The sequence below is a fragment of the uncultured Microbulbifer sp. genome (assembly GCF_947498635.1).
Classification (GTDB): Bacteria; Pseudomonadota; Gammaproteobacteria; order Pseudomonadales; family Cellvibrionaceae; genus Microbulbifer; species Microbulbifer echini.
This window is the reverse complement of sequence record NZ_CANMKV010000021.1, coordinates 20,071-40,724: the sequence shown is the minus strand read 5'-3', so window position 1 is coordinate 40,724 and position 20,654 is coordinate 20,071. Positions and strand designations below refer to the sequence as shown.

At 51.1% G+C, this 20,654-nt stretch carries 20 protein-coding genes; 10 read left to right on the top strand and 10 right to left on the bottom strand.

The window, feature by feature from the left end:
- Window positions 1-32 precede the first annotated feature (32 nt).
- Window positions 33-1,850, bottom strand: a complete 1,818-nt coding sequence (locus Q1A69_RS12265) for an acyl-CoA dehydrogenase family protein (RefSeq protein ID WP_299585681.1) — start codon at window positions 1,848-1,850, stop codon at window positions 33-35.
- 537 nt (window positions 1,851-2,387) lie between these two features.
- On the opposite strand from Q1A69_RS12265, the gene Q1A69_RS12260 reads away from it, so the two are divergent.
- From Q1A69_RS12260 to Q1A69_RS12235, 6 genes are all read left to right on the top strand, one after another.
- Window positions 2,388-3,071, top strand: a complete 684-nt coding sequence (locus Q1A69_RS12260; RefSeq protein WP_299585679.1) for a response regulator transcription factor — start codon at window positions 2,388-2,390, stop codon at window positions 3,069-3,071.
- A gap of 1 nt (window position 3,072) precedes the next feature.
- Complete coding sequence (locus Q1A69_RS12255; RefSeq protein ID WP_299585677.1) at window positions 3,073-3,507, top strand: CsgE family curli-type amyloid fiber assembly protein; 435 nt, start codon at window positions 3,073-3,075, stop codon at window positions 3,505-3,507.
- Window positions 3,507-3,908 (top strand): curli assembly protein CsgF, encoded by a 402-nt coding sequence (locus Q1A69_RS12250; RefSeq protein WP_299585675.1) that lies wholly within the window; start codon window positions 3,507-3,509, stop codon window positions 3,906-3,908. The genes Q1A69_RS12255 and Q1A69_RS12250 overlap by 1 nt, the downstream gene beginning before the upstream one ends.
- A gap of 41 nt (window positions 3,909-3,949) precedes the next feature.
- On the top strand, window positions 3,950-4,798 hold the full coding sequence (locus Q1A69_RS12245; RefSeq protein ID WP_299585673.1) for a CsgG/HfaB family protein: 849 nt from the start codon (window positions 3,950-3,952) through the stop codon (window positions 4,796-4,798).
- Between the two features lie 327 nt (window positions 4,799-5,125).
- Window positions 5,126-5,602 (top strand): hypothetical protein, encoded by a 477-nt coding sequence (locus Q1A69_RS12240; RefSeq protein ID WP_299585671.1) that lies wholly within the window; start codon window positions 5,126-5,128, stop codon window positions 5,600-5,602.
- 55 nt (window positions 5,603-5,657) lie between these two features.
- Window positions 5,658-6,836 (top strand): hypothetical protein, encoded by a 1,179-nt coding sequence (locus Q1A69_RS12235; RefSeq protein ID WP_299585669.1) that lies wholly within the window; start codon window positions 5,658-5,660, stop codon window positions 6,834-6,836.
- 91 nt (window positions 6,837-6,927) lie between these two features.
- On the opposite strand, the gene holA is transcribed toward Q1A69_RS12235, so the two are convergent.
- From holA to leuS, 3 genes are all read right to left on the bottom strand, one after another.
- Entirely contained in the window at window positions 6,928-7,932 is a 1,005-nt protein-coding gene (gene holA, locus Q1A69_RS12230; protein WP_299585667.1) for a DNA polymerase III subunit delta, read from the bottom strand.
- Between the two features lie 12 nt (window positions 7,933-7,944).
- The gene (gene lptE, locus Q1A69_RS12225; RefSeq protein ID WP_299585665.1) at window positions 7,945-8,469 is read right to left on the bottom strand and encodes an LPS assembly lipoprotein LptE; all 525 of its coding nucleotides are present in this window, start codon (window positions 8,467-8,469) and stop codon (window positions 7,945-7,947) included.
- An 85-nt stretch (window positions 8,470-8,554) separates the two neighbouring features.
- Window positions 8,555-11,152 (bottom strand): leucine--tRNA ligase, encoded by a 2,598-nt coding sequence (gene leuS / locus Q1A69_RS12220; RefSeq protein ID WP_299585663.1) that lies wholly within the window; start codon window positions 11,150-11,152, stop codon window positions 8,555-8,557.
- A gap of 161 nt (window positions 11,153-11,313) precedes the next feature.
- Here leuS and Q1A69_RS12215 point away from each other — a divergent pair, with 161 nt between their 5' ends.
- The 3 genes from Q1A69_RS12215 to Q1A69_RS12205 all read left to right on the top strand — a co-directional run bounded on the left by Q1A69_RS12215 (window position 11,314) and on the right by Q1A69_RS12205 (window position 13,124).
- Entirely contained in the window at window positions 11,314-11,763 is a 450-nt protein-coding gene (locus tag Q1A69_RS12215) for a hypothetical protein (RefSeq protein ID WP_299585661.1), read from the top strand.
- Between the two features lie 206 nt (window positions 11,764-11,969).
- On the top strand, window positions 11,970-12,548 hold the full coding sequence (locus Q1A69_RS12210) for a YdcF family protein (protein WP_299585659.1): 579 nt from the start codon (window positions 11,970-11,972) through the stop codon (window positions 12,546-12,548).
- Between the two features lie 198 nt (window positions 12,549-12,746).
- The gene (locus Q1A69_RS12205) at window positions 12,747-13,124 is read left to right on the top strand and encodes a hypothetical protein (RefSeq protein ID WP_299585657.1); all 378 of its coding nucleotides are present in this window, start codon (window positions 12,747-12,749) and stop codon (window positions 13,122-13,124) included.
- 30 nt (window positions 13,125-13,154) lie between these two features.
- Here Q1A69_RS12205 and Q1A69_RS12200 read toward each other — a convergent pair whose 3' ends face one another.
- The 6 genes from Q1A69_RS12200 to miaB all read right to left on the bottom strand — a co-directional run bounded on the left by Q1A69_RS12200 (window position 13,155) and on the right by miaB (window position 19,892).
- Window positions 13,155-14,072, bottom strand: a complete 918-nt coding sequence (locus Q1A69_RS12200) for a TIGR01777 family oxidoreductase (RefSeq protein ID WP_299585655.1) — start codon at window positions 14,070-14,072, stop codon at window positions 13,155-13,157.
- Between the two features lie 111 nt (window positions 14,073-14,183).
- Window positions 14,184-15,749 carry an apolipoprotein N-acyltransferase gene (gene lnt, locus Q1A69_RS12195; protein ID WP_299585653.1) on the bottom strand — a complete coding sequence of 522 codons (1,566 nt, stop codon included), beginning with the start codon at window positions 15,747-15,749 and terminating at the stop codon, window positions 14,184-14,186.
- 85 nt (window positions 15,750-15,834) lie between these two features.
- The gene (locus tag Q1A69_RS12190) at window positions 15,835-16,716 is read right to left on the bottom strand and encodes a transporter associated domain-containing protein (RefSeq protein WP_299585745.1); all 882 of its coding nucleotides are present in this window, start codon (window positions 16,714-16,716) and stop codon (window positions 15,835-15,837) included.
- An 84-nt stretch (window positions 16,717-16,800) separates the two neighbouring features.
- Window positions 16,801-17,271: an rRNA maturation RNase YbeY gene (ybeY, locus tag Q1A69_RS12185; protein WP_299585651.1), complete on the bottom strand. Its 471-nt coding sequence runs from the start codon at window positions 17,269-17,271 to the stop codon at window positions 16,801-16,803.
- 17 nt (window positions 17,272-17,288) lie between these two features.
- Window positions 17,289-18,317, bottom strand: coding sequence for a PhoH family protein (locus Q1A69_RS12180; protein ID WP_299585649.1), 1,029 nt, complete (start codon window positions 18,315-18,317; stop codon window positions 17,289-17,291).
- Window positions 18,318-18,524: 207 nt separating this feature from the next.
- Window positions 18,525-19,892, bottom strand: a complete 1,368-nt coding sequence (gene miaB / locus Q1A69_RS12175; protein ID WP_299585647.1) for a tRNA (N6-isopentenyl adenosine(37)-C2)-methylthiotransferase MiaB — start codon at window positions 19,890-19,892, stop codon at window positions 18,525-18,527.
- Between the two features lie 181 nt (window positions 19,893-20,073).
- Here miaB and Q1A69_RS12170 point away from each other — a divergent pair, with 181 nt between their 5' ends.
- A complete protein-coding gene (locus tag Q1A69_RS12170) occupies window positions 20,074-20,406 on the top strand; it encodes a DUF1820 family protein (protein WP_172975496.1) in 333 nt (110 codons plus the stop codon).
- Window positions 20,407-20,654 lie beyond the last annotated feature (248 nt).

Below are 20,654 nucleotides of genomic sequence, written 5' to 3'. Positions count from 1 at the left end.
TTAATTCTGGAAGTGTCGTAAAATATTTTTAATTATAAAGAAAGTGGATCCCCGCGTTTCAGTAGTGTTTCTATATCAATGTTTCTAGGAAGAGTGCCGGTACTGTGTGCCCCCTTACTTTCCAATCTAGATTGAATAAAAGCATTACTTACGGCTTCATTGCCAGCCTGAAGAAGGAGATGGGTTTGCATCGTAATCGCCATTTGGTCGATTATATGACGTGCCCGATATTCAAATTGATCCAGGTCTGCAAGTTCATTTTTCAGTAAATTTATTGCTTTATCAAATCGAGAATCTACGCCGACACTCGATGCCATTTCATCCAACCAATGGTTGACGACACTGGGCGTCTTAGTAATCGCTCGCAGCACGTCTAGAGCCTGAATGTTACCTGACCCCTCCCAGATAGCATTAATTGGTGCATCGCGGTAGAGGCGGGCGGTGATAAAGTTTTCAATAACCCCATTACCTCCCAAGCACTCCATTGCTTCATAGGCATGATGGGGGCTGCGTTTACAGATCCAATATTTACCTACGGCAGCACCCAGACGTAATAGCATCTGTTCGTGCTCCTGATCCTCTTGATCCATGGCTCGTGCCATACGCATTGTTAGAGCGATTGAGCCCTCAACTTCCAGTTGTAGGTCGCCCAATACATTCCTCATTAAAGGTTGGTCAATCAGTTTCTGACCAAAGGCTTTCCTCTGAGAGGTGTGATACATAGCCTGCACCACTGCTTGGCGCTGCCCACCTGATGAGCCAACCATACAATCAAAGCGTGTGAGGGCGACCATCTTGATGATCGCGTTTACGCCGCGCCCCTCTTCACCCAATAACCAACCTAAAGCACCTCGCATCTCCACTTCAGAAGAGGCATTGGATACATTACCAGCCTTTATCTTAAGTCTTTGAATTTCTAGCGCATTTTTGCTTCCATCAGGCCGCCAGCGGGGCACCAGGAAACATGAGAGCCCTCCTGGCGCTTGGGCTAATACGAGGAAGCCATCACACATTGGGGCTGACATAAACCATTTATGACCAAGCAATTCATAGCTCTCACCACCTGTATATAATGCGGTGCTTGTATTTGAGCGAACATCTGAGCCGCCCTGCTTTTCGGTCATACCCATACCAATGGTCAGGGAGGACTTTTCAAAATATGGGCGATTGCTGCCATCATATCCCCGGTTAAGAATCTTGGGTATCCACTCTTCAGCAATTCCCTGATTTAACTTAATTGAGGGTACTGAGGCAAAGGTCATCGTAACGGGACAACTGTGCCCCGCCTCTAGCTGGCAATGAAGATAGTTTTTCGCAGCGCGGGTTACATTGGCCCCGGGACGAGGAGTGGTCCAGGGAGAGCTGTGGAGCCCTTCTGATAGTGCGAGCTGCATAAGCTGGTGATACGAGGGGTGATAGCGTACTAAGTCAATGCGATTACCGATACGATCATGACTTTCAAATATTGGCTTAAACTCATTCGCAGCATAACCCCGCTCAATCATTTCTGGTCTTCCGCAGACTTCACCGTAACGCTGTAAGTCATTTTCCGCCCAGTGCCCACCATTGAGATGCGTATTATCAATTAAGGCTTGGTCACCGGCATATAGGTTGTGTCCACAGAGAGGAGAGACTTGGTTACTGACTATGTGAGTAGCTGTATGTGTTGAAGGGTGTAAATGATCACTCATGACTTGAACCTTTGCGGCTAAGGCGAATTTTTGCTTATTAGAAAGCCTATCTTGTACTGTATTCTCAAGTTGAGGCTGTGATAAATGATTAGAGAGTACCAGTATGGAAGCATAAATCAGCAAGCGCCTGATTACTATTTGGGCATGTTGATATTTCATGGGTAAGTTCGATTGGACTTACGCTGTACTAGAAAATCATAGGTGAATAAGTTTTTAATCAAAGCGATATTGCTTTTCCGAGCGCTATTAATTTCTTTATTTGAGAGGACTCGACTAAATTGCTTTCCGAATCTTTTTAAATTGACAGATGGTGGTGTTTACTCGGTCGGTGTGCGTTATTTGAGCTGAGTTAACATACGGTTTTACTCGATATATATCAATTAAGTTTGCGGACTAGTGCGAATTTATTGTTGTTCTAGGTGATTTTGCGTTACTTTGAAATCTATACGAAAGGATGCTAACAATTGTTCCAGGTCAAGTTAAAAGCGATACCTTTGTATGAGAAAGTAACATTTGCAAGGATTACTGGCACACTTAAGATTGAATTTTTGGTATCTGTATCACTACCTGTTGCAGTATGAGGGTTGATCGAATAGATTTAGTTCTCAGCAACGATACCGCAGGATGAAAAGAATAAAAAAGTAAGAAGCCGTCATCAGGTAGAATCAAAAAGGATCGTATGTTGGGGGAACCCAGATGAATTTGCATAAGGACTATGCACGCTTAAAAATTGTTGCGGCAGATAGTACTCTTAAGGGGCCTTCTGTAGCTTTCTTAACATCCTCAATCAACTTGCAAACTTCGATTTTTGCAGGTCATATTGAAACGGAATTTCAAACCAAGTGCTCTATTGTTCAGCGCCTTCCCTCAGTTTCTTTTGAGGATTTGGTTGCTGATTATCTTTTACTCGATTGCGCAGATCTCTCTAAGTTAGAACTTGATCAACTTTTACGGGATATTCATGCTGCAATTGATGCTCCCAGTGTCATTTTACTAAACGTAGACGATACAAGTGAATTTGATTTTGTATTGCATTGGGAAAAGGTGCTAGGGCTGATGCCCTCGAAGAGTGATGCGAAAGTGATTATGGAGAGATTAGGCAGGATATTTTGTGGGGAATATTGGTTTCCTAGAGATGTTTTGCATAATTTTCTTCGGCAGCACAGACGCCCCAAAAGATGGATGGATACAACCGCAAGCCTCACACAGAGGGAGCGGCAGATATTAGAACTTATCTGTGAGTGTCGGACTAATGCAGATATTGCTAGTGTACTCTGCGTCAGTGAACACACGGTGAAAAGTCATCTATATAAAATTTATAGAAAGATAGGCTGTAAAAATCGCTTGGAAGCAAGTAGTTGGGCGAGTCAGAATTTGTAAGATGAAATCAAAATATTTTTCTCTTTGGGGGAGGTGCCTTGTACTTTCTCTATGTTTCATGTCTTCTTTCACGGTTTCTCAGACCCTGGATTCTGGTGATGGTGAAGATTCAATTCTTACAGGGTTGATCATTGATAATACGGTGAGTGGTATAGGTCAGGAATTTGCGCGCGCACTCTCTCTGTACATCTCCTCAAATCTGACAGATTTCGATTATAACCTTACTGTTCATGAAAGACCTTCGGCACGCTGGGGTAGTGTTGTGTGGGTGACTTATGAAAATAAACAGATGTTCAGGACTGTTATTTATCCTGGGCGCAGGCGATTTGGGCAAGTAGTCGAGCAGGCAGCTTCTCAAATAAACAATAATGTACGACAGCAAAGGATACAGGAATTGTTTTCACAGAATTTAGATTTGGCTGGGGAGGAAATCTAGTGAAGTATGTAAATTTATTAATTATTTTTGCGCTATCTTGCACCGCTTTTGCTACAGAGCTTATTTATACTCCAGTAAATCCGTCTTTCGGGGGCAACCCTCTGAATGGTAATTATTTGCTAAATAATGCCAGTGCCCAAAATGGTAAAAAGGACCCTAAGGCTGGCAAGTCTCCTTACTCTGATTCGTCCTCGCTTGATCGGTTTACGGATACCCTGGAATCCAGATTGTTATCCCAGCTGCTTACAGATGTTGGCAATGGAAATGATGGAACCTTGGTAACGGATGACTTCATTGTCAATATTCTTGATGTGGATGGTACATTAACCATAACTATTACAGATGCTGTTACAGGGGAACTTTCCGAGATTGTGGTTGTTGGTCTTAATCCGGGCAACTGATTTAATTGGCCAGCGGATGGTGTTTTTTAGAGGTGGCGGTGATGGTGGTTAGAATAATATTCATATTTTCAGTTTTATTTTTTGGTGGTTGTAGTTTTTTTCAGAGTGCGGGGGAGGCTTTGTTTGGTCCAGGGGAGCAGAAGGCGACTCTGACAGATAGGATGAGTACCTACGCCGACCTTTTGAATTTGCCATCCCCGAGAGGGAAAATTGTAGTGGCCGTTTATGGCTTCAGTGATCAAACTGGACAGTATAGACCTGCTCCTTCAAGCTCTTTCTCAACCGCTGTTACACAAGGGGCAGCCTCTATGCTTGTTCAGGTCTTGAACGAGTCAGGGTGGTTTGTCACCTTGGAGAGGGAGGGATTACAGAATTTACTTACCGAAAGAAAAATAATAAGGGCATCCAATAAAGAGCAGGAATCGCCTCTTCCATTTGAACTGCCCTCCTTGATGTCTGCCAATGTTATGTTGGAGGGAGGCATAATTGCTTATGATACAAACATAAAAACTGGTGGAGCCGGAGCTCGATATTTCGGTATCGGCCTTTCTGAGCAGTATCGTGTTGATGAGGTGACTGTAAATTTACGTGCTGTAGATGTTCGCACAGGTCGCGTTTTAAATAGTGTGCTCACCAGTAAAAAAATCCTTTCACGCCAGGTTCAGGGTGATGTTTATACTTTTGTGGAGTATAAGCGGTTGCTGGAAATTGAGGCCGGGATGACGACAAATGATCCGGCACAACTTTGTGTGCTTTCTGCTATTGAGTCGGCAGTGATACATCTTATTGCCAATGGTGTCACTAACAATCTCTGGGCTTTGCAGGATGTTAATGAATTCCCGGCTTCTGTATTGAGCGAATATTCGGATGCTACTGTAAAAATTCTTTGATTATTGATGCAGTTTTGTTTGTTTTCTGGGTGTGTTCTTTTTGTGACGTATAATCACCTCCTGTGTTGTTTTCTTCAGTGGTATAAGTGGTCTTGTATTTCTGTTGTGCTGTGGTGAAATATCATGTAATTTACGTTGCTTGTTTATTTGGGGCTGTTTTTATTCGAGATAAGCAAGCTATATTTCCCCCTCATACAAAAGTCTTAATTATTCCCCATTTCTTTCTGAAAAATATACTCTTTCTTCTGATTTAATCCTTTCTCATATGTTTCTATAGTGTCCATCGGTAAACGGTATCTTTGTTTAATTTTTTTGAGGGGGTTTTGGGTGGGCACTATTAAAACGGGTGTTTGTTTTTTTCTCCTGTTTGTTTTTTGTGCTTCCGCAGCCTGGGCAGGCGATCTAGATGATTATGATGAACTGTCTTCAGCGCAAGGAGAGCTAGATCTTTTACTAAAGAGGAATGAGTCCATTACGGGCCAGCTGGCGGAGGTTGTACAGACGGGCGATTATAATCTCGTCGAAGTCTCTCAGTCAGGACAGTACAACCAGGTTTTTTTGGTTCAGGATGGGTATTCTAACGAGGCCCTAGTCCAGCAGGGGGGAGAGTATAATTATGCCGCAATCTCCCAATCTGGAGCCTATAACCAGGCTACTGCCGTTCAAAATGGGGTGAATAATATCGCCCTGATTAATCAAGTAGGTTATGGAAATTCAGCCAATATCATCCAAAACGGAGATGGGCTCTTTGGATTTGTCGCGCAGTTCGGTGACAACCATGCAGTGCAAGTAGTTCAACACTAACGCGCTGTTTTCTTTTTGTTTGTATTTGTTTACTTAGTCTGAGGGAGAAACATAAATGAAAAAGCTTTCACTTGCTGCCGCGATTGCAATGCTTGTTGGTGCTGGACAGGTTATGGCCGATAGTAACTATGGCGATCAACTACAGGTTGGAAACGATAATGGTGCTGATATTTATCAGGTGTCCGAGTCCACTAATAATGCTGCCTATCAGTGGCAGGAAGGTAATGACAACCGTGCTACCGCTAATCAGTCTACCGCTGATGCTAACTACATTGATCAGACTCAGGTAGGTAATCGTAACTATTCTGAAACCAGCCAGTTTAATCAGGATGGTTCACAGGCATATACTTTTCAGCAGGGAGAGGGTAACCAAGGGGTCATTCACCAGTGGGATGGTACCAGAAACGCTGCTTTCGCTACGCAGATTGGTAGTGAAAATGTCATGCACCTAGATCAGTACTCAGAGGCTAACGATAACACTCTCGATGCTGTTCAAGAGGGTAATGATAATATGGCCGCATTACACCAGGACGGTGACGGTAACCAGTTTGTCAGCACGCAGTCTGGTGATGGAAACAGTGTCTGGAGCAGTACTTGGTATGCTTCCGCCGATGGTTTCCTGGGTGGTCAGGTAGGTAATGGAAATGCCGGCTTCGTCTATCAGGAAGGCGTCGAAAATACATCAAATCTGGTACAAACTGGCGACTACAACTATTTGGATATGTCTCAGGTTGGTGCCAGTAATATTGTCACGGTTGCCCAGACGGGTACTGGTAACTCCAGTGTTGCCGGCCAGTATGGTGACGCTAACGTTGTCACTGTCACTCAGAATGAAACCAATAACATCGGCGATATGTATCAGTATGGCAGCAGTAACGCTGCGACCCTGGTACAAAATGGTGATCTTAACTGGACCGAATTTTCTCAGTCTGGTGATCTGAACGTGGCAACGATTGATCAGTCTGGTAGCGCTAACTCAGCCTTTGGCTATACCGAAGGTATGGCTAACACGGTAGATATTGACCAGTCTGGCGAGCTGAACTTGGCTGAAATTCATCAGGATCTGGGTGAATTCAATTTGATAGTTATGACTCAAGATGGCTTTGAACACGGCGCTCACCTGGGGCAGTCCGGTAGCGAGAATGCCACCTTTGTTACTCAGACTGGCAACTTTAACATGGCCAGTGTTCATCAAGTTGGCAATAATAATTTGGCTTCAGTTTCTCAAAACTAAGAAACGCTTGCCTCTTTAATGAGAGCCCTCTCCATTCGGGGAGGGTTCTTTTTTATTGGATAAAAAATTCACCACATCATTTATTTGTGCGCTAAACACACCGCTGCCCGCATAAATTCAGTGTGAGCTCTAGGAGGCCGATCCAAGGCGATTGATGGGTGGTGTTGCCTTTAATGGCTGAATCAACAGCTCGTGCTTTCAGTAAGAGTGCTTCCAGCTTTGGGGGCCCGAGGCGGGATAAAGCCGACTGAACGAGTGGTTGACGTTTCTGGATGCGCACCAAGCGTGCCAATGGCTGTCCCTGTTCGAGTTTTTCCGTTATTTCCAGGAGGGATCGAACCTCCCGGGCCAGGGCCCAAAGCACCACCGGCGGCTCTATTCCTTCGGCACGCAAGCCCTGCAAAGTTTTGACAGCCTTCTCGGCCTCTCCAGCCAACGCCCTGTCTATGAGGTCAAAAACACTATAGCGGGCGGAGCTGGTAACACTATGCTCTAACTGCTCAACGGTTATCGTTTCGCCGCTGTTTAATAATTTTAGCTTCTCAATTTCCTGACTTGCAGCAAGTAAATTGCCTTCCACTCGCTCGGCGAGAATACGCACGGCTTCCTTTTCGGCGGACAGCCCTGCCGCGCTAAGTCTTTGGCTGATCCAGTGTGGCATTTCCTGAGAACTTACCGGCCAAACCTGGACCAATACGCCCTGGCCTTCAAGGGTTTTGACCCACTTGCTGTTGAGTTGGGATCTGTCTAGCTTGGGCAGAATGAGCAGTAGTATCAAATCCTGGCTGGCAAGGGCGGCAAACTCCTGTAAGGCCTTGCTACCTTTATCTCCTGGCTTACCACTCGGCGCGCGCACTTCAATGAGTTTTTTTTCTGCAAAGAGTGACATATTTCCGGCAGAGGCAAGTAGTGACCCCCAATCGAAATTGTGCTCAGCGTGCAGTATCTCTCGCTCTTCAAAGCCATTTTTCCGTGCCGCTGCACGTATTTGATCGCAGCACTCCTGTACGAGAAGGGGCTCATCGCCAGAAACGATATAAGCCGTTACTAGCTCTTTCCTGAGTTGTTGAGAGAGTTGTTGAGGGTTGATACGCATAAGCCAAACTGCCTAGTAGCTTTTATCTTCCAGAGGGGCGTTGACATCGATACGGCGCAGGCGATCAATCATCCGGCTGATCAGCTCACGGCGCATTTCTGCGCGCAGGAGTCGCTCCTCTTCGCCCTTACTGACAATTTCTGAGACATCCCACTCTAGAGATCGGTAGACATCAGCCTGGGCCTTATTTAACAGAACCTCGCCACTACTTGTACGCACACTGTAAATAGCGCTAGTAATTAATTCGTACTCAGAAGCACGCCCTTCAGAATCCACAGCAACCGTGAGTTTTCGTTCGGTTTCCCTATGAATGGTCAGCAGATAGTCCGCCTCTATGGGAGACGCGGCAACGGGGACTCCGCCGTTTTCCAGGAGCCGGCTGATTTCATCTGCGATGTCACTTCGCGGGTTTTCACTGGAAATATATATAGTGCTACCTGGGGGGAAGTTTTTCGGTGCTCCGCGCAGGTGCCAGCCACAACTGGCCAGAGTAAGGGTGGCTAGTAGGACGAGGATTCGGCTTGTGGTTATTTTCATAAACTACCTGATTTGTTTGTACCGGCAAACGGGTTTGTGCAGAAGCTAGCCGGGAGCATGGTGCTCCCGGCAGGTGGGCGGGGGCCTACTTGGCAACAATGTTTACCAGCTTGCCCGGTACAACAATCACTTTGCGTACTGTGGTATCGCCGATAAATTTCTGCACGGTTTCATTGTCCAGCGCCAGTTTTTCCAGGCTCTCTTTGCCAGCATCGGCTGGCGCTTCAAGCTTGGCACGGACTTTACCGTTGACCTGTACTACCAGGGTAATAGTGGAACGGATCAGGGCTTCCTTATCCACAGCGGGCCAAGGCGCATCAATTAGGGAGTCAGAATTACCCAGTACCCGCCACAATTGGTGGCAGATATGCGGAGTAACCGGTGCCAACAGCAGTACCGCGGCTTGTAATGCCTCCCGCTCAACGGCAAGACCCTGTTCGCTATCCCGCTCAGCCAGTTTATTTACTTCATTGAGAAGCTCCATTACTGCGGCGATAGCAGTGTTGAAAGTCTGTCGACGACCGTAATCGTCTCCGACTTTCTGGATGGTCTCATGGGCCTTGCGACGCAGTTGCTGCTGCTTGTCACTCAGTGACTGCTGATGAATTTCCACTTCGCAGGAGCCAGCGGCAACATGGCTATGAACGGTTTTCCACAGTTTGCGCAGGAAGCGGCTGGCGCCCTCTACACCTGTTTCGTGCCATTCCAGAGTCTGTTCGGGAGGAGCTGCAAACATGGTGAACAGCCGCACGGTATCGGCACCGTACTCTTTAACTGCGGCGTGGGGGTCAATCCCGTTGTTTTTCGACTTGGACATTTTCACTACGCCGCCGGCGGTTACCTCTTCACCGGTCGCGCGCTCAATGGCTTTAATGGCTTTGCCCTTCTCATCCCGCTCCACATCCACGTCGGCTGGGTTGATCCAGGTTTTGTGGCCGCTCTCTTCCCGAAAGAAGGACTCCGCCAAAACCATGCCCTGGCATAACAACTGTTTGAAGGGCTCATCGGTGTTGACCAGGCCCTCATCACGCATCAGTTTGTGGAAAAAGCGTGCGTACAACAGGTGCAAAATAGCGTGCTCAATACCACCCACATACTGGTCTACGGGAAGCCAGTAGTTGGCGCGATCTGGGTCGAGCATCCCCTCTTCGAAATCAGGACAGGTGTAGCGCGCGTAGTACCAGCTGGACTCCATGAAGGTGTCAAAGGTGTCGGTTTCGCGTTCTACCGGCGTGCCATTGAGTTCGTCTTTGCGCCACTCGGGGTCGGCTTTTATCGGCGATTGAACCCCGTCCAGCTCCACATCTTCCGGTAGTAAAACCGGCAGTTTCTCAGCGGGCACTGGGATTTCGCCGCCATCGGCCAGGTTGAACATGGGGATAGGGGCGCCCCAGTAACGTTGGCGGGACACCCCCCAGTCGCGCAGACGGTAATTGGTCGTTACCTGGCCCTTGCCGGCTGCTACCAATACCTCAGAAATTGCGGTAAAGGCCCCATCAAAATCCAGGCCATCGAAGCTCCCTGAATTTACCAAATTGCCTTTCTCAGTAAAGGCCTCTTTGCTCAGGTCGATCTCTTGGCCGTCCGCAGGCTCTATTACCTGGGTGATAGGTAGCTGATATTTCTGAGCAAACTCCCAGTCACGTTGATCGTGGGCGGGTACGGCCATCACTGCGCCAGAGCCGTAATCCATCAACACATAATTAGCTACCCAGACCGAAACCTCTTCACCGCTGATGGGGTGGATGGCCTTAAGGCCGGTATCCATGCCTCTTTTATCCATGGTGGCCATATCGGCCTCAGACAAGGATTGCTTTTTACATTCTGCAATAAAGTCTTTTAGCTCAGGGTTAGCCTGGGCTAATTCCAGCGCAATCGGGTGCTCAGCGGCGAGGGATACGTATGTGACCCCCATCAGGGTGTCCGGGCGGGTGGTATAGACATCGAAGTGGTCCATGCCCGCGACGGTTGTGGGCAGTGCGAAGCTCAATTCCACACCGCGGCTCTTACCGATCCAATTGCGTTGCATGGTCCGCACTTGCTCAGGCCACTCCGGCAACTTGTCCAAGTCGTTGAGCAGCTCTTCGGCATAGTCGGTGATCTTGATAAACCACTGGGCCAGTTCACGCCGCTCCACAGTGGTGCCGCAGCGCCAGCAGGCTCCATCTTCAACCTGCTCGTTTGCGAGTACGGTCTGGTCATGCGGGCACCAGTTCACGGCGGAGTTCTTCTTATAAACCAACCCCTTTTCGTAGAGTCGGGTAAAGAACCATTGCTCCCAGCGATAATAAGAAGGCTGGCAGGTGGCCAGCTCACGGGACCAGTCGAAGCCGAAGCCGAGGGCCTTTAGCTGGCCTTTCATATACTCGATATTGGCGTAGGTCCATTTGGCCGGCGCGGTTTTATTTTGGATCGCGGCGTTTTCTGCCGGAAGACCAAAGGCATCCCAACCCATGGGGTGCAAAACATTTTTACCCTGCATACGCTGGTAGCGGGAAATAACATCGGTAATGGTGTAGTTGCGCACATGGCCCATGTGCAGTTTGCCGCTGGGGTAGGGGAACATGGATAGGCAGTAGAATTTTTCCCTGCCGGTATCTTCCTGAACCTCAAAGCTCTTTTGCGCCTCCCAGAATTCCTGGGCGGAAGCTTCGACTGCGGAGGGGGTGTACTGCTCTTCCATCGATTGGGGACCTATACTCTGTGATCAAAATTTGCGGGGGAACCCTTGGGTGTTCTGGTGGGGGCGGCCTGAGATCTACAAGCAAAGAATTGATCGTGATCAAGGATTTCCCCGAAGCATCTATTTAGGATGCGTAAACGCGAGATTATAGGAGGGATACCGTGACGAAGGAACCGAAGTTACCGCCGAAGGACGATCTGGCCGATGAGTTTCGTGAAGACCTGGAAGATTTAATCGAGGGAGAGCTGGCGGTTGAGAACCTTACCGCCAATAAAGTCGCCTTTCTTCGTGCTTGGCTGAAGGATGACCTGCACCGCGCGAAGGATTATGTGCGGGGCCTGGGCGGGGAATTGCGCACTTTGGAGGCGCGTGGAGGGGACTGGCTACTAAATGCAGCGGACCCCACAGAAACCGCTTGGCCAAATCTGATGCGCTGTATCCGCGAGGGTAAGCCCTGGGCTCTGGCTGGCGAGACGGTAGGTGCCGGTGAGGAGTTGCAGTGCCTCGGGTGTGGCTATCGCGCCCAGCCACCGGAGAAAAGCCAAGTTACTCCCTGCCATCGCTGTGGCTATGGCTGTTTCAGGCAGATAGAGGGCGGTTTAGAGTATTGATCGAGCTCCCCAGGGCAATGGTGAATCTGCTGATTCCGCCTTTGGCACCTATGTTGGGTCTGCTTGTGGCATTCTTAATACGTTTTTTGCCTGTGGGCTCCCTCTTGGAGAGGGTGTCTTTGCCCCTTGCGATTTTCTCTTTTACTTTACTTTGGCTCAGCGGCACGCCGGCCTTTTCTGGTTGGCTTGGCAAATGCTTGGGAACTGTGCCGGATCTTCCTGCCAGGGCTCCAGCCCCGCAGGCCGTTGTAATTCTCGGGGGCGGGAGCTATAGGGACGGTGAGTCTGGAAGTGAGCGCTTATCTGCTCCCAGCCTGGAGCGGGTTCTTTGGGCGGTTCAGAATGCGCCTGAAGGAATGCCGATCCTGGTTTCCGGTGGACGAGTCCATCCGAACAAGCGTGCGACCGAAGCACAGTTAATGGTGGATTTACTCGAATCTGAGTTGTCTCGCCCGGTGAGTTGGCGCGATGATTGCAGTCGCACTACTGCAGAGAATGCCGTAAACAGTGCGGAAATATTGCGTAGCTCAGGTGTTGAAAGTATTGTGCTCGCCACCCACTGGTGGCACATGTCCAGGGCTGCAGCGGTTTTTACCCGCGCCGGCCTACAGGTTCAACCCCTACCGGTGGGAAGTGTGTCCGAATTGCTACCTAGGGCTCGGGATGGGGTTCGGCGATGGATACCCAGTGCGGCGGCTCTATTGTGCACACAGATCTATTGGAGAGAGCTGTTGGCACAAGCTTGGTATCAACTGAGGCCACTGCCGGAGGCTGGCAGATGTTGAGGAACTTTTGTAGTGAGGGAATCTCTGAGACTTATCGTGTATGAAGGAATAGGCGACGCGCCTTGTACCGCAGGTCTTAGCAGACTGGTTGCACCGAGCTAAATGGTCGACTGGCGCCACAGGGTCAACCCGCTGATCACTTTTTAGAATGGAGTAGCGACTGTGGATAACAATCATAACAATAAGCGAGATAACCTTATGCCAAAGGGCATCCCGGCTAACTTTGCTCCCATCCAGCTGCACAACCGACTAAACCGGGCGGTATGGATTGGCTACAAGCGCGTGGATCAGGATGGACGAATCCTGTTTTTCCTCTGTGCTGGGCTTGAGAGTGGAGCTCAGTTGAATAAAAACTTCGAGACCTTTGCCGGGCAAATTGTCCGAGAATTCCGTCTGGATCCATCGATAGTAGAATTTATTGAATTGCGAGTTGGCGCCGAAGAAACCCAGTGGTATCGCTGGCATGCGCAGTGGGTTGGCTCTGCGCCCATGGGGTGCCACGGGGACTTGGTAACCAGTGAGTCCAGCCGGCGCTATTTGACCCAGGCTCTGGAAAGCAGCGTTGTTGCCGCTTGATTTAAGAGACTGTTTTCAACGCGGTATACGCTAGGCGCGGGCCTTATTGGTAGCGCTATTTTGATTGAGCAGGTCTGCAAGAGCCTGCTCCAGGGTGGGGAACTGAAAGCTGTAGCCACTATCCAGAGCGGCACGAGGCTCCACCCGCTCGCTGGCCAGGAGTAGTTCTTCCGCCATCTGTCCGAACAGGGTTTTGAGCAACCAGGCGGGTGAGCGAAACAAAGAGGGGCGGTGTAGCTGTTTGGCTAATAGGCGACTGAAACTGTTGTTGGTGACGGCTTCGGGTGCACTGGCATTAAAAGGTACGCAAAGTCGCTTGTCGATTGCATGAAGTATCAGACCAACCTCATCCTCCTCATGAACCCAGCTCATCCAGTGCTCACCGGAGCCCATCGGTCCCCCCAGGCCCAGGCGGAAAGCAGGCAACATTTTTGGCAGTGCACCGCCGCGGGTGGATAGCACTACTGCTGTGCGAATTGTCCCAACACACATGCCTGCTCTCTGCAGGGGCTGTGTGGCTGCTTCCCAGTCGCGGCAGAGTTGAGCGGAAAACCCGCCGCCAGGAGAACTGTCCTCCCTCAGTAATTCCCCTCCGCGGTCCCCGTAGTAGCCGATAGCGGACCCCGACAGGAAGTAGTCTGGCCGTTCTCGCTGGGCGAGGGTCCAGCGCACTAATCTTTCGGTGGTGTTTAGGCGGGAGTTACGAATTTCGGCGCGGCGTTTCTCAGTCCAACGGCTGGATATGGGTTCACCGGCCAGGTTGACTACAACATCCACCCGTTCTTGAACCTCTTCGGGTGTACCACAGGCCTTGGCCGACTCTCCACAGAGCCTGCGAACTTTGTCCGGCTGGCGGCTCAATACGGTGAGCGTGTCGCCGCGGGCAAGCCAGCGCTGGCAAAAAAGTCTACCGATCAGGCCGGTGCCACCACTGATTAAGCAATGCATAGACTGGGCATCCCCGCCAAAATTTCACTGGTAAATTGCTTGCAGCATAGCAGGCATCCCCAGGGGCGGGGCCCCGACCGCCTGCTAGAGCAAGGGTTGTGACGGGGGCTATTATTCGGCTACTCCGCCGGTGAGAGGTTTTTTGACCTTATCGGACCGCCGGCGCTGCAGCAGCATTGCCAGTACCAGCATTGGTATGGCCAGCGTAAAAACTGTGGATATGCCGGCGAGCATAAAGGGGGTGGAGCCGCGCATTGCACGAATATCGCCGGTCATATTGGCCTGCTCAAACTGCGGCAGCTGTTTGAGGATGCTTCCGTGGGGGTCAACGATGGCACTCACACCGGTATTGGTGCCGCGTACTAGGTAGCGCCCTGTTTCCAGCGCGCGCATCTGCGCCATCTGCATATGTTGCAATGGCCCTATGGAGTCGCCAAACCAGGCATCGTTACTGATGGTGAGGAGTACCTGGGCTGAGAGGGCGCTATCGGCTACCAGTCGAGGATAGACAATTTCATAGCAGATAAGGGGGGCCCAACTGGCCTTTCCCGCATTGAGTGGGCCCTGTTGATCGGGGCCGGAACGGATAAAGGAGGTGGGCAGGTTAAAGAATTCAATGGTCCCCCTGATGAAGTCCTCCAGGGGGACATACTCGCCAAAAGGCACCAAGTGACGTTTGTGGTAAACACTGGGGCTGCGGCCAAAAACGGCTGCGGAATTGTGTACTTTCTTGGCGCCGCTTTCTGGGCTGCGTGTGTCGTAAAGAATACCGCTGATCAGATCGATCCCGGTTTTTTCCGCATTGCGCTGCAGGGCCTGCATTAGGTTTGGCGCCTGACCGTACAGCATGGGGAGTGCTGCCTCCGGCCAGATAATCACATCTACATCCTGCTCACTCAGGGCGAGGGAGCCCTCTTGGTAGCGACTGATGGTCTCCCCGCGAAATTCTGGGAGCCACTTTTTTTCCTGCGGGATGTTCGCCTGTACTAACCCCACTGTGATTAAGCCACCTTCGGCCTGGGTCCACTGGATCTTGGAGAGAGCAGCCCCGAGAGGCCAGGGGAGAAGCGCCGCGCTAATCAGTGCGACATGGGCGGGTTGCTTGAGGGGGGCCAGGCGGCCACTGGCAGCCAGCGCCAATACTGCCCCGGAGAGGGCCAGTAGCAAGCCGATTCCATAGACACTCAGCACCGGCGCCCAGCCGGACAACCAGGTTTCCAGGTGGGCGTAGCCGGCGAATAACCAGGGGAATCCTGTGAACATCCAGCTGCGGAACCACTCGCTGATAAACCAGAGGGCGGCAAAGGCCAGGGCAAAACTGAATTTGTTGGCAGTGAAGCGGCCGAGAAAATAAAAAGGCGCGGCCAAAAGCGCTGCCATCAAGGCGACAAATCCCCCGGTGAGGGCGAGCCCTAGGGCGGGCGAGGAATTGCCAAAGTTCGTGATGGAAACATAGACCCAGGAGCCACCTGTGGCATACAGGCCGAATCCATAGCAAAAAGCCAACCAGAGGGCGTTGCGCCCGCGCAGCGGGGTGCCGCGGGCGGCGAACAGGAATAACCACGCCAGCAGGGTCAGGGACAGGAGGCCGCACACCCAGTAGTTAAAGGGGGCGAGGGACAATGTCATCAGCCCGCCGGCACTAGCGCCGGCGAGGGGTAATAGTATTCTTCGCATAGACTCGCTTAATCGATAGCCGCCAGTGCCGCCGAGCTCTCAACCCCGAAGAGTTTTGACCAGTGTCGCCCAGGGGGCATACCGCTTAATCCTCATCGGGCGGCTTGCGCATATGGGCAACGCGAAGCAGGTGGATCTGCCGGCTGTCCGCGTAGAGCACCCGGAATAGGAAGTCGCCTAGGCGGGTGACTTCATCTCGGCCAGGCAGGTGGCCGAAAGATTGCATAATCAGACCACCAACCGTGTCGAATTCTTCATCGCTGAACGTGCAATCAAAAAATTCGTTGAACTCTTCGATGGGGGTCAGGGCCTTGACGATATAGTCATTCTCGCCCACGCGACGAATAAAACTATCCGCTTCTTCCTCATCGGTTTCATCTTCGATTTCGCCAACGATTTCTTCGAGGATATCTTCAATGGTGACCACGCCAGATACACCGCCATACTCGTCGATAACAACGGCCATATGGTAGCGATTTTCACGAAATTCCCGCAGGAGAATATTCAGGCGCTTGCTTTCGGGGATGATATTGGCCGGGCGAATGATGTCTTCGAGCTGGAATTCGCCGACACCTTTGAGGAGCAGAGGTAATAGGTCTTTAGCCAGCAGTATTCCGCGAATATCGTCAATGCTCTCGCCAACCACGGGGAAGCGGGAGTGACCAGATTCGATAATTTTGGGGAGAAACGTTTCGGGCTTGTCCTGCAGACCCACAACCACCATCTGCGAGCGGGGGATCATAATCTCCCGAACTTGCTGGCTGGATACATCCAGGGCGCCTTCAATAATGGACAGTGCCTCGGCGTCGACCAGCTGGTTTTCAGCAGCATCCTTGATGATATCCAGCAATTCATCACGGGACTTGGGTTCGGCGGAAAATGCGCCAAACAGTCTTTCCAGCCAGTTTTTTTCACTCGACCGGGGCTTGCTGGAAGAGTGGCTACTTGGGGGCTCGTCTGTGGTCATGGAAGTGGCCATGCTCCGGGTATCTCTCGTCTGTTGTCAATTCAGGAATCGTTAATGGGTCACTTTCATCTCGGCCGGGGGCCATCACCCCGCCTCATCGAGAGGCGTGTAGGGATCGGCAAAGCCGAGTTGAGCCATCAGGCTTGTCTCCAGCTTTTCCATGATTTCCGCATCGCTATCTTCGATGTGGTCATAACCCAGAAGGTGCAGTGTGCCATGGACCAGCATATGTGCCCAGTGTGCTTCGGATGATTTGCCCTGTTGTTTCGCTTCTATCTCAACAACCGGTGCGCAGATGACCAAGTCTCCCAGCAGGGGTAGATTCAGCTCCGCGGGGAAGTCTGTGTGGAAAGACAAAACGTTGGTGGGTTTGTCTTTGCCCCGGTACTGGGCGTTGAGCTGTCGGCTCTCATCTTCATCGACGATACGCACCGCTAATTCGGCTTCTTCACGTTGGCTGGAAAGGGCGCTAATTACCCATGTGCGGATCTTTTCATCGGGGGGGAGGCTACTGCAGCGGCTCGCCCGCTGCACATCGAGGGTCAAGTCAATCATAACTATGCGGGGGGACCTCAGGCGGCGTTCTCATCGGCTTTGTTACTGATGTTGGCATCCCGTTCCGCCTCGTGGATATCGTAGGCTTCCACGATGCGCTGTACGAGAGGGTGGCGGACCACATCCTTGGCGCTGAAATGGGTAAAGCTGATACCGTTGACCTTGTTGAGTACTTCCACGGAGTGGCGCAGGCCCGAGGCCTGCCCGCGTGGCAGGTCCACCTGGCTCGGATCTCCGGTGATCACCGCCGTGGAGCCGAAACCAATTCGGGTCAGAAACATTTTCATCTGTTCGCGGGTGGTGTTCTGGCTCTCATCGAGAATCACAAAAGCGTTATTGAGTGTACGCCCGCGCATGTAGGCCAGAGGAGCTACTTCGATCACGTTGCGTTCTATCAGCTTACCGACCGTCTCAAAGCCCAGCATCTCGTAGAGGGCGTCGTAGAGTGGGCGTAAGTAGGGGTCTACTTTTTGGCTTAGGTCACCGGGGAGAAAGCCGAGTTTTTCACCGGCTTCCACCGCAGGGCGCACCAACAGAATGCGTTCCACCTGGTCTTTAAGTAGGGACTCGACTGCACAGGCGACCGCCAGATAGGTTTTGCCGGTACCGGCGGGGCCTATACCGAAATTGATATCGTTGCTCTGTACCGCATGCACGTACTTGCGTTGGTTTAAACCACGCGGGCGTACAGAACACTTTTTGGTGCGAATCAATACCACTTGGTCGGCTTCTGTGGATTCGCCCCCTTCACCCTTGCGGAGCAATTCCTCTACGCCTGCCTGTTGTAGAGCCAAATGGATCTCATCGGGCGTCAGGTCATCGCGGGTGCCGGTCTCCTTGTAGAGGGCGCTCAGCAACTCACAGGCAGCCTTGGCCGTTTTCGGGTCGCCGTAGACGGCGAACTGGTTGCCCCGATTACGGATTTCAATACCCAGTCGCTGTTCTATTTGGCGCAAATGCTGGTCGAACTGACCGCAGAGGTTGGCGAGGCGTCGAGCGTCATTGGGCTCGAGAGTGATACTGTGAGCGAGAGCTTGAGTTTCCAAACTGGTTTCCGGCACCTTAATTTGTAGTGTTCATTGCTAGGGTATACCCATTTTCCCTGGATAGGAAAGCCTTGGATCTTACCAATAGGTTCTAACTTTACCCGATTTTAATTACAGCTTGTAATTTCAGCGGTGCTGTTAGGCTATTTTGGCGGCAAGGAGTGGTTTTTAAGCACACCTTGCCGGGATGTGGGGATTGAGAGAACCTTAGAGCAGGTCCTCTTCCAACTCAGAAGTGATTAGGGTACCGCGCAGGGAATTGGGCAGGGCTTCTTCGATCAGTACATCGGCAAACTTACCAATCAGGGCCAAGTCGTCGGCACGGAAGTTGACTACTCGGTTGTTTTCCGTGCGCCCTTGTAACTGGCCCGGATCTTTCTTGGAAACTCCGCTTACAAGTACCCGCTCGGTATTGCCCACCATATGTCTGGCTATAGCCTGAGCCTGTTGGTTGATGCGATTTTGCAGTAATTTCAGGCGCTTTTTCTTAACCTCTTCCGGGGTATCGTCGGGCAGGTCGGCAGCAGGGGTTCCCGGGCGTGGTGAGTAAATAAAACTGAAGGAGAGGTCAAAGCCCACGTCCTGAATCAGGTTCATGGTGGCTTCAAAATCTCTGTCGGTTTCACCGGGGAAGCCCACGATAAAATCTGAGGATAGGCAGATATCCGGACGAATATTTTTCAGACGGCGGATTTTCGATTTGTATTCCAGCGCTGTGTGGCCACGCTTCATAGCCATCAAAATACGGTCGGAGCCGCTTTGCACCGGCAGGTGAAGGTGGCTGACCAGTTCTGGTACCTGTGCGTACACGTCGATCAGTGCATCGGAGAACTCGACCGGGTGTGATGTGGTATAGCGGATGCGGTCGATACCATCAATCGCCGCCACGTAGGTGATCAGCTCGGCGAAATCCACTTCCTGGCCGTCTTCGCCGGCAGCTCGGTAGGCGTTGACGTTTTGGCCCAGCAGGTTCACTTCCCGCACACCCTGCTCGGCCAAATGTGCGACTTCTTCCAGTACATCGGCGACCGGCCGGCTTACCTCTTCACCGCGGGTGTAGGGAACCACGCAGAATGTGCAGTATTTGGAGCAGCCTTCCATAATAGAGACAAAGGCTGAGACACCATCGGCTTCTGGCTGGGGCAGGCGGTCGAATTTCTCGATCTCAGGGAAGCTGATATCGACGATTACAACGCCGTTTTTCTGCTCTTTGGTTTCCATCATTTCCGGCAAGCGGTGTAGGGTTTGCGGGCCAAAGATCAGGTCTACATGGGGGGCGCGCTTGGCGATGGCTTCGCCTTCCTGGCTGGCGACACAGCCGCCGACGCCAATCACCAGTTCGGGATTTTTTTCCTTGAGGCGCTTCCAGCGACCGAGCTGGTGGAATAACTTTTCCTGGGCCTTTTCGCGAATAGAACAGGTGTTGACCAGTAGCACGTCCGCCTCTTCAGGATCGTCGGTGGGTACCATCGCGTGTGATTCGCCGAGTAGATCGCGCATCCTGGCGGAATCGTACTCATTCATTTGGCAGCCGTGGGTTTTGATGTATAGCTTTTTCGCCGGTGTATCGGACATATCGCGCCTGATTAAAAACTGGTCAATTAAACGGGTGGGGCATTATAGCGACAGGACCCGGCACTGCATAGATGGCTATATTAGCGCTTGAGAACCTGTGCTATTCTTGCGCGCTTTTTCGGGCATTGCCCGTTTTCTGAACAACTTCGAGCTTCGGGGTATTCCCCATCCTGAGAGACTTATGGCCAACCCGATATATAAAGTGATTTTCCACAACCAGAACCAGGTGTATGAACTCTATGCCCGGGCTATCTATCAGAGCGATATGTACGGCTTTATTGAGGTCGAGGAGTTCGTATTTGGGGAGAAGGCCCAGCTGGTAGTGGACCCGAGTGAAGAAAAACTGAAAACCGAATTTGCCTCGGTGACCCGCTCCTATATTCCCATGCACAGTATTGTGCGTATTGATGAGGTGGAGAAAGAAGGCACCGGCAAAATTGTCGAGGTTAAGGGCGATAAAGTAGCAAAATTCCCTTTCGCACCGCCTATTCGTCATCCCCAAGATACTGAGTAATCCCCCCCTTTTTTCACCGAATCAGCAGGTCTTTGGCCTGGCTGATTCGGGCGCCTAAAACCCTCGCAGTCCTTCGGGTTTCACTGCAATATAAGCTTCAATAAAAATCCTCCGGGTTGTCATCGAATCGCTGCAAAGTGATTGTGCGGGTGATTATCGATTTTACTCAAGTTTGATCCTGAATTGATGCTCGATAGGTACCCGCCTGTATCCAGCTTGCAAGCCCCCGGCTGATATATACGACTGAC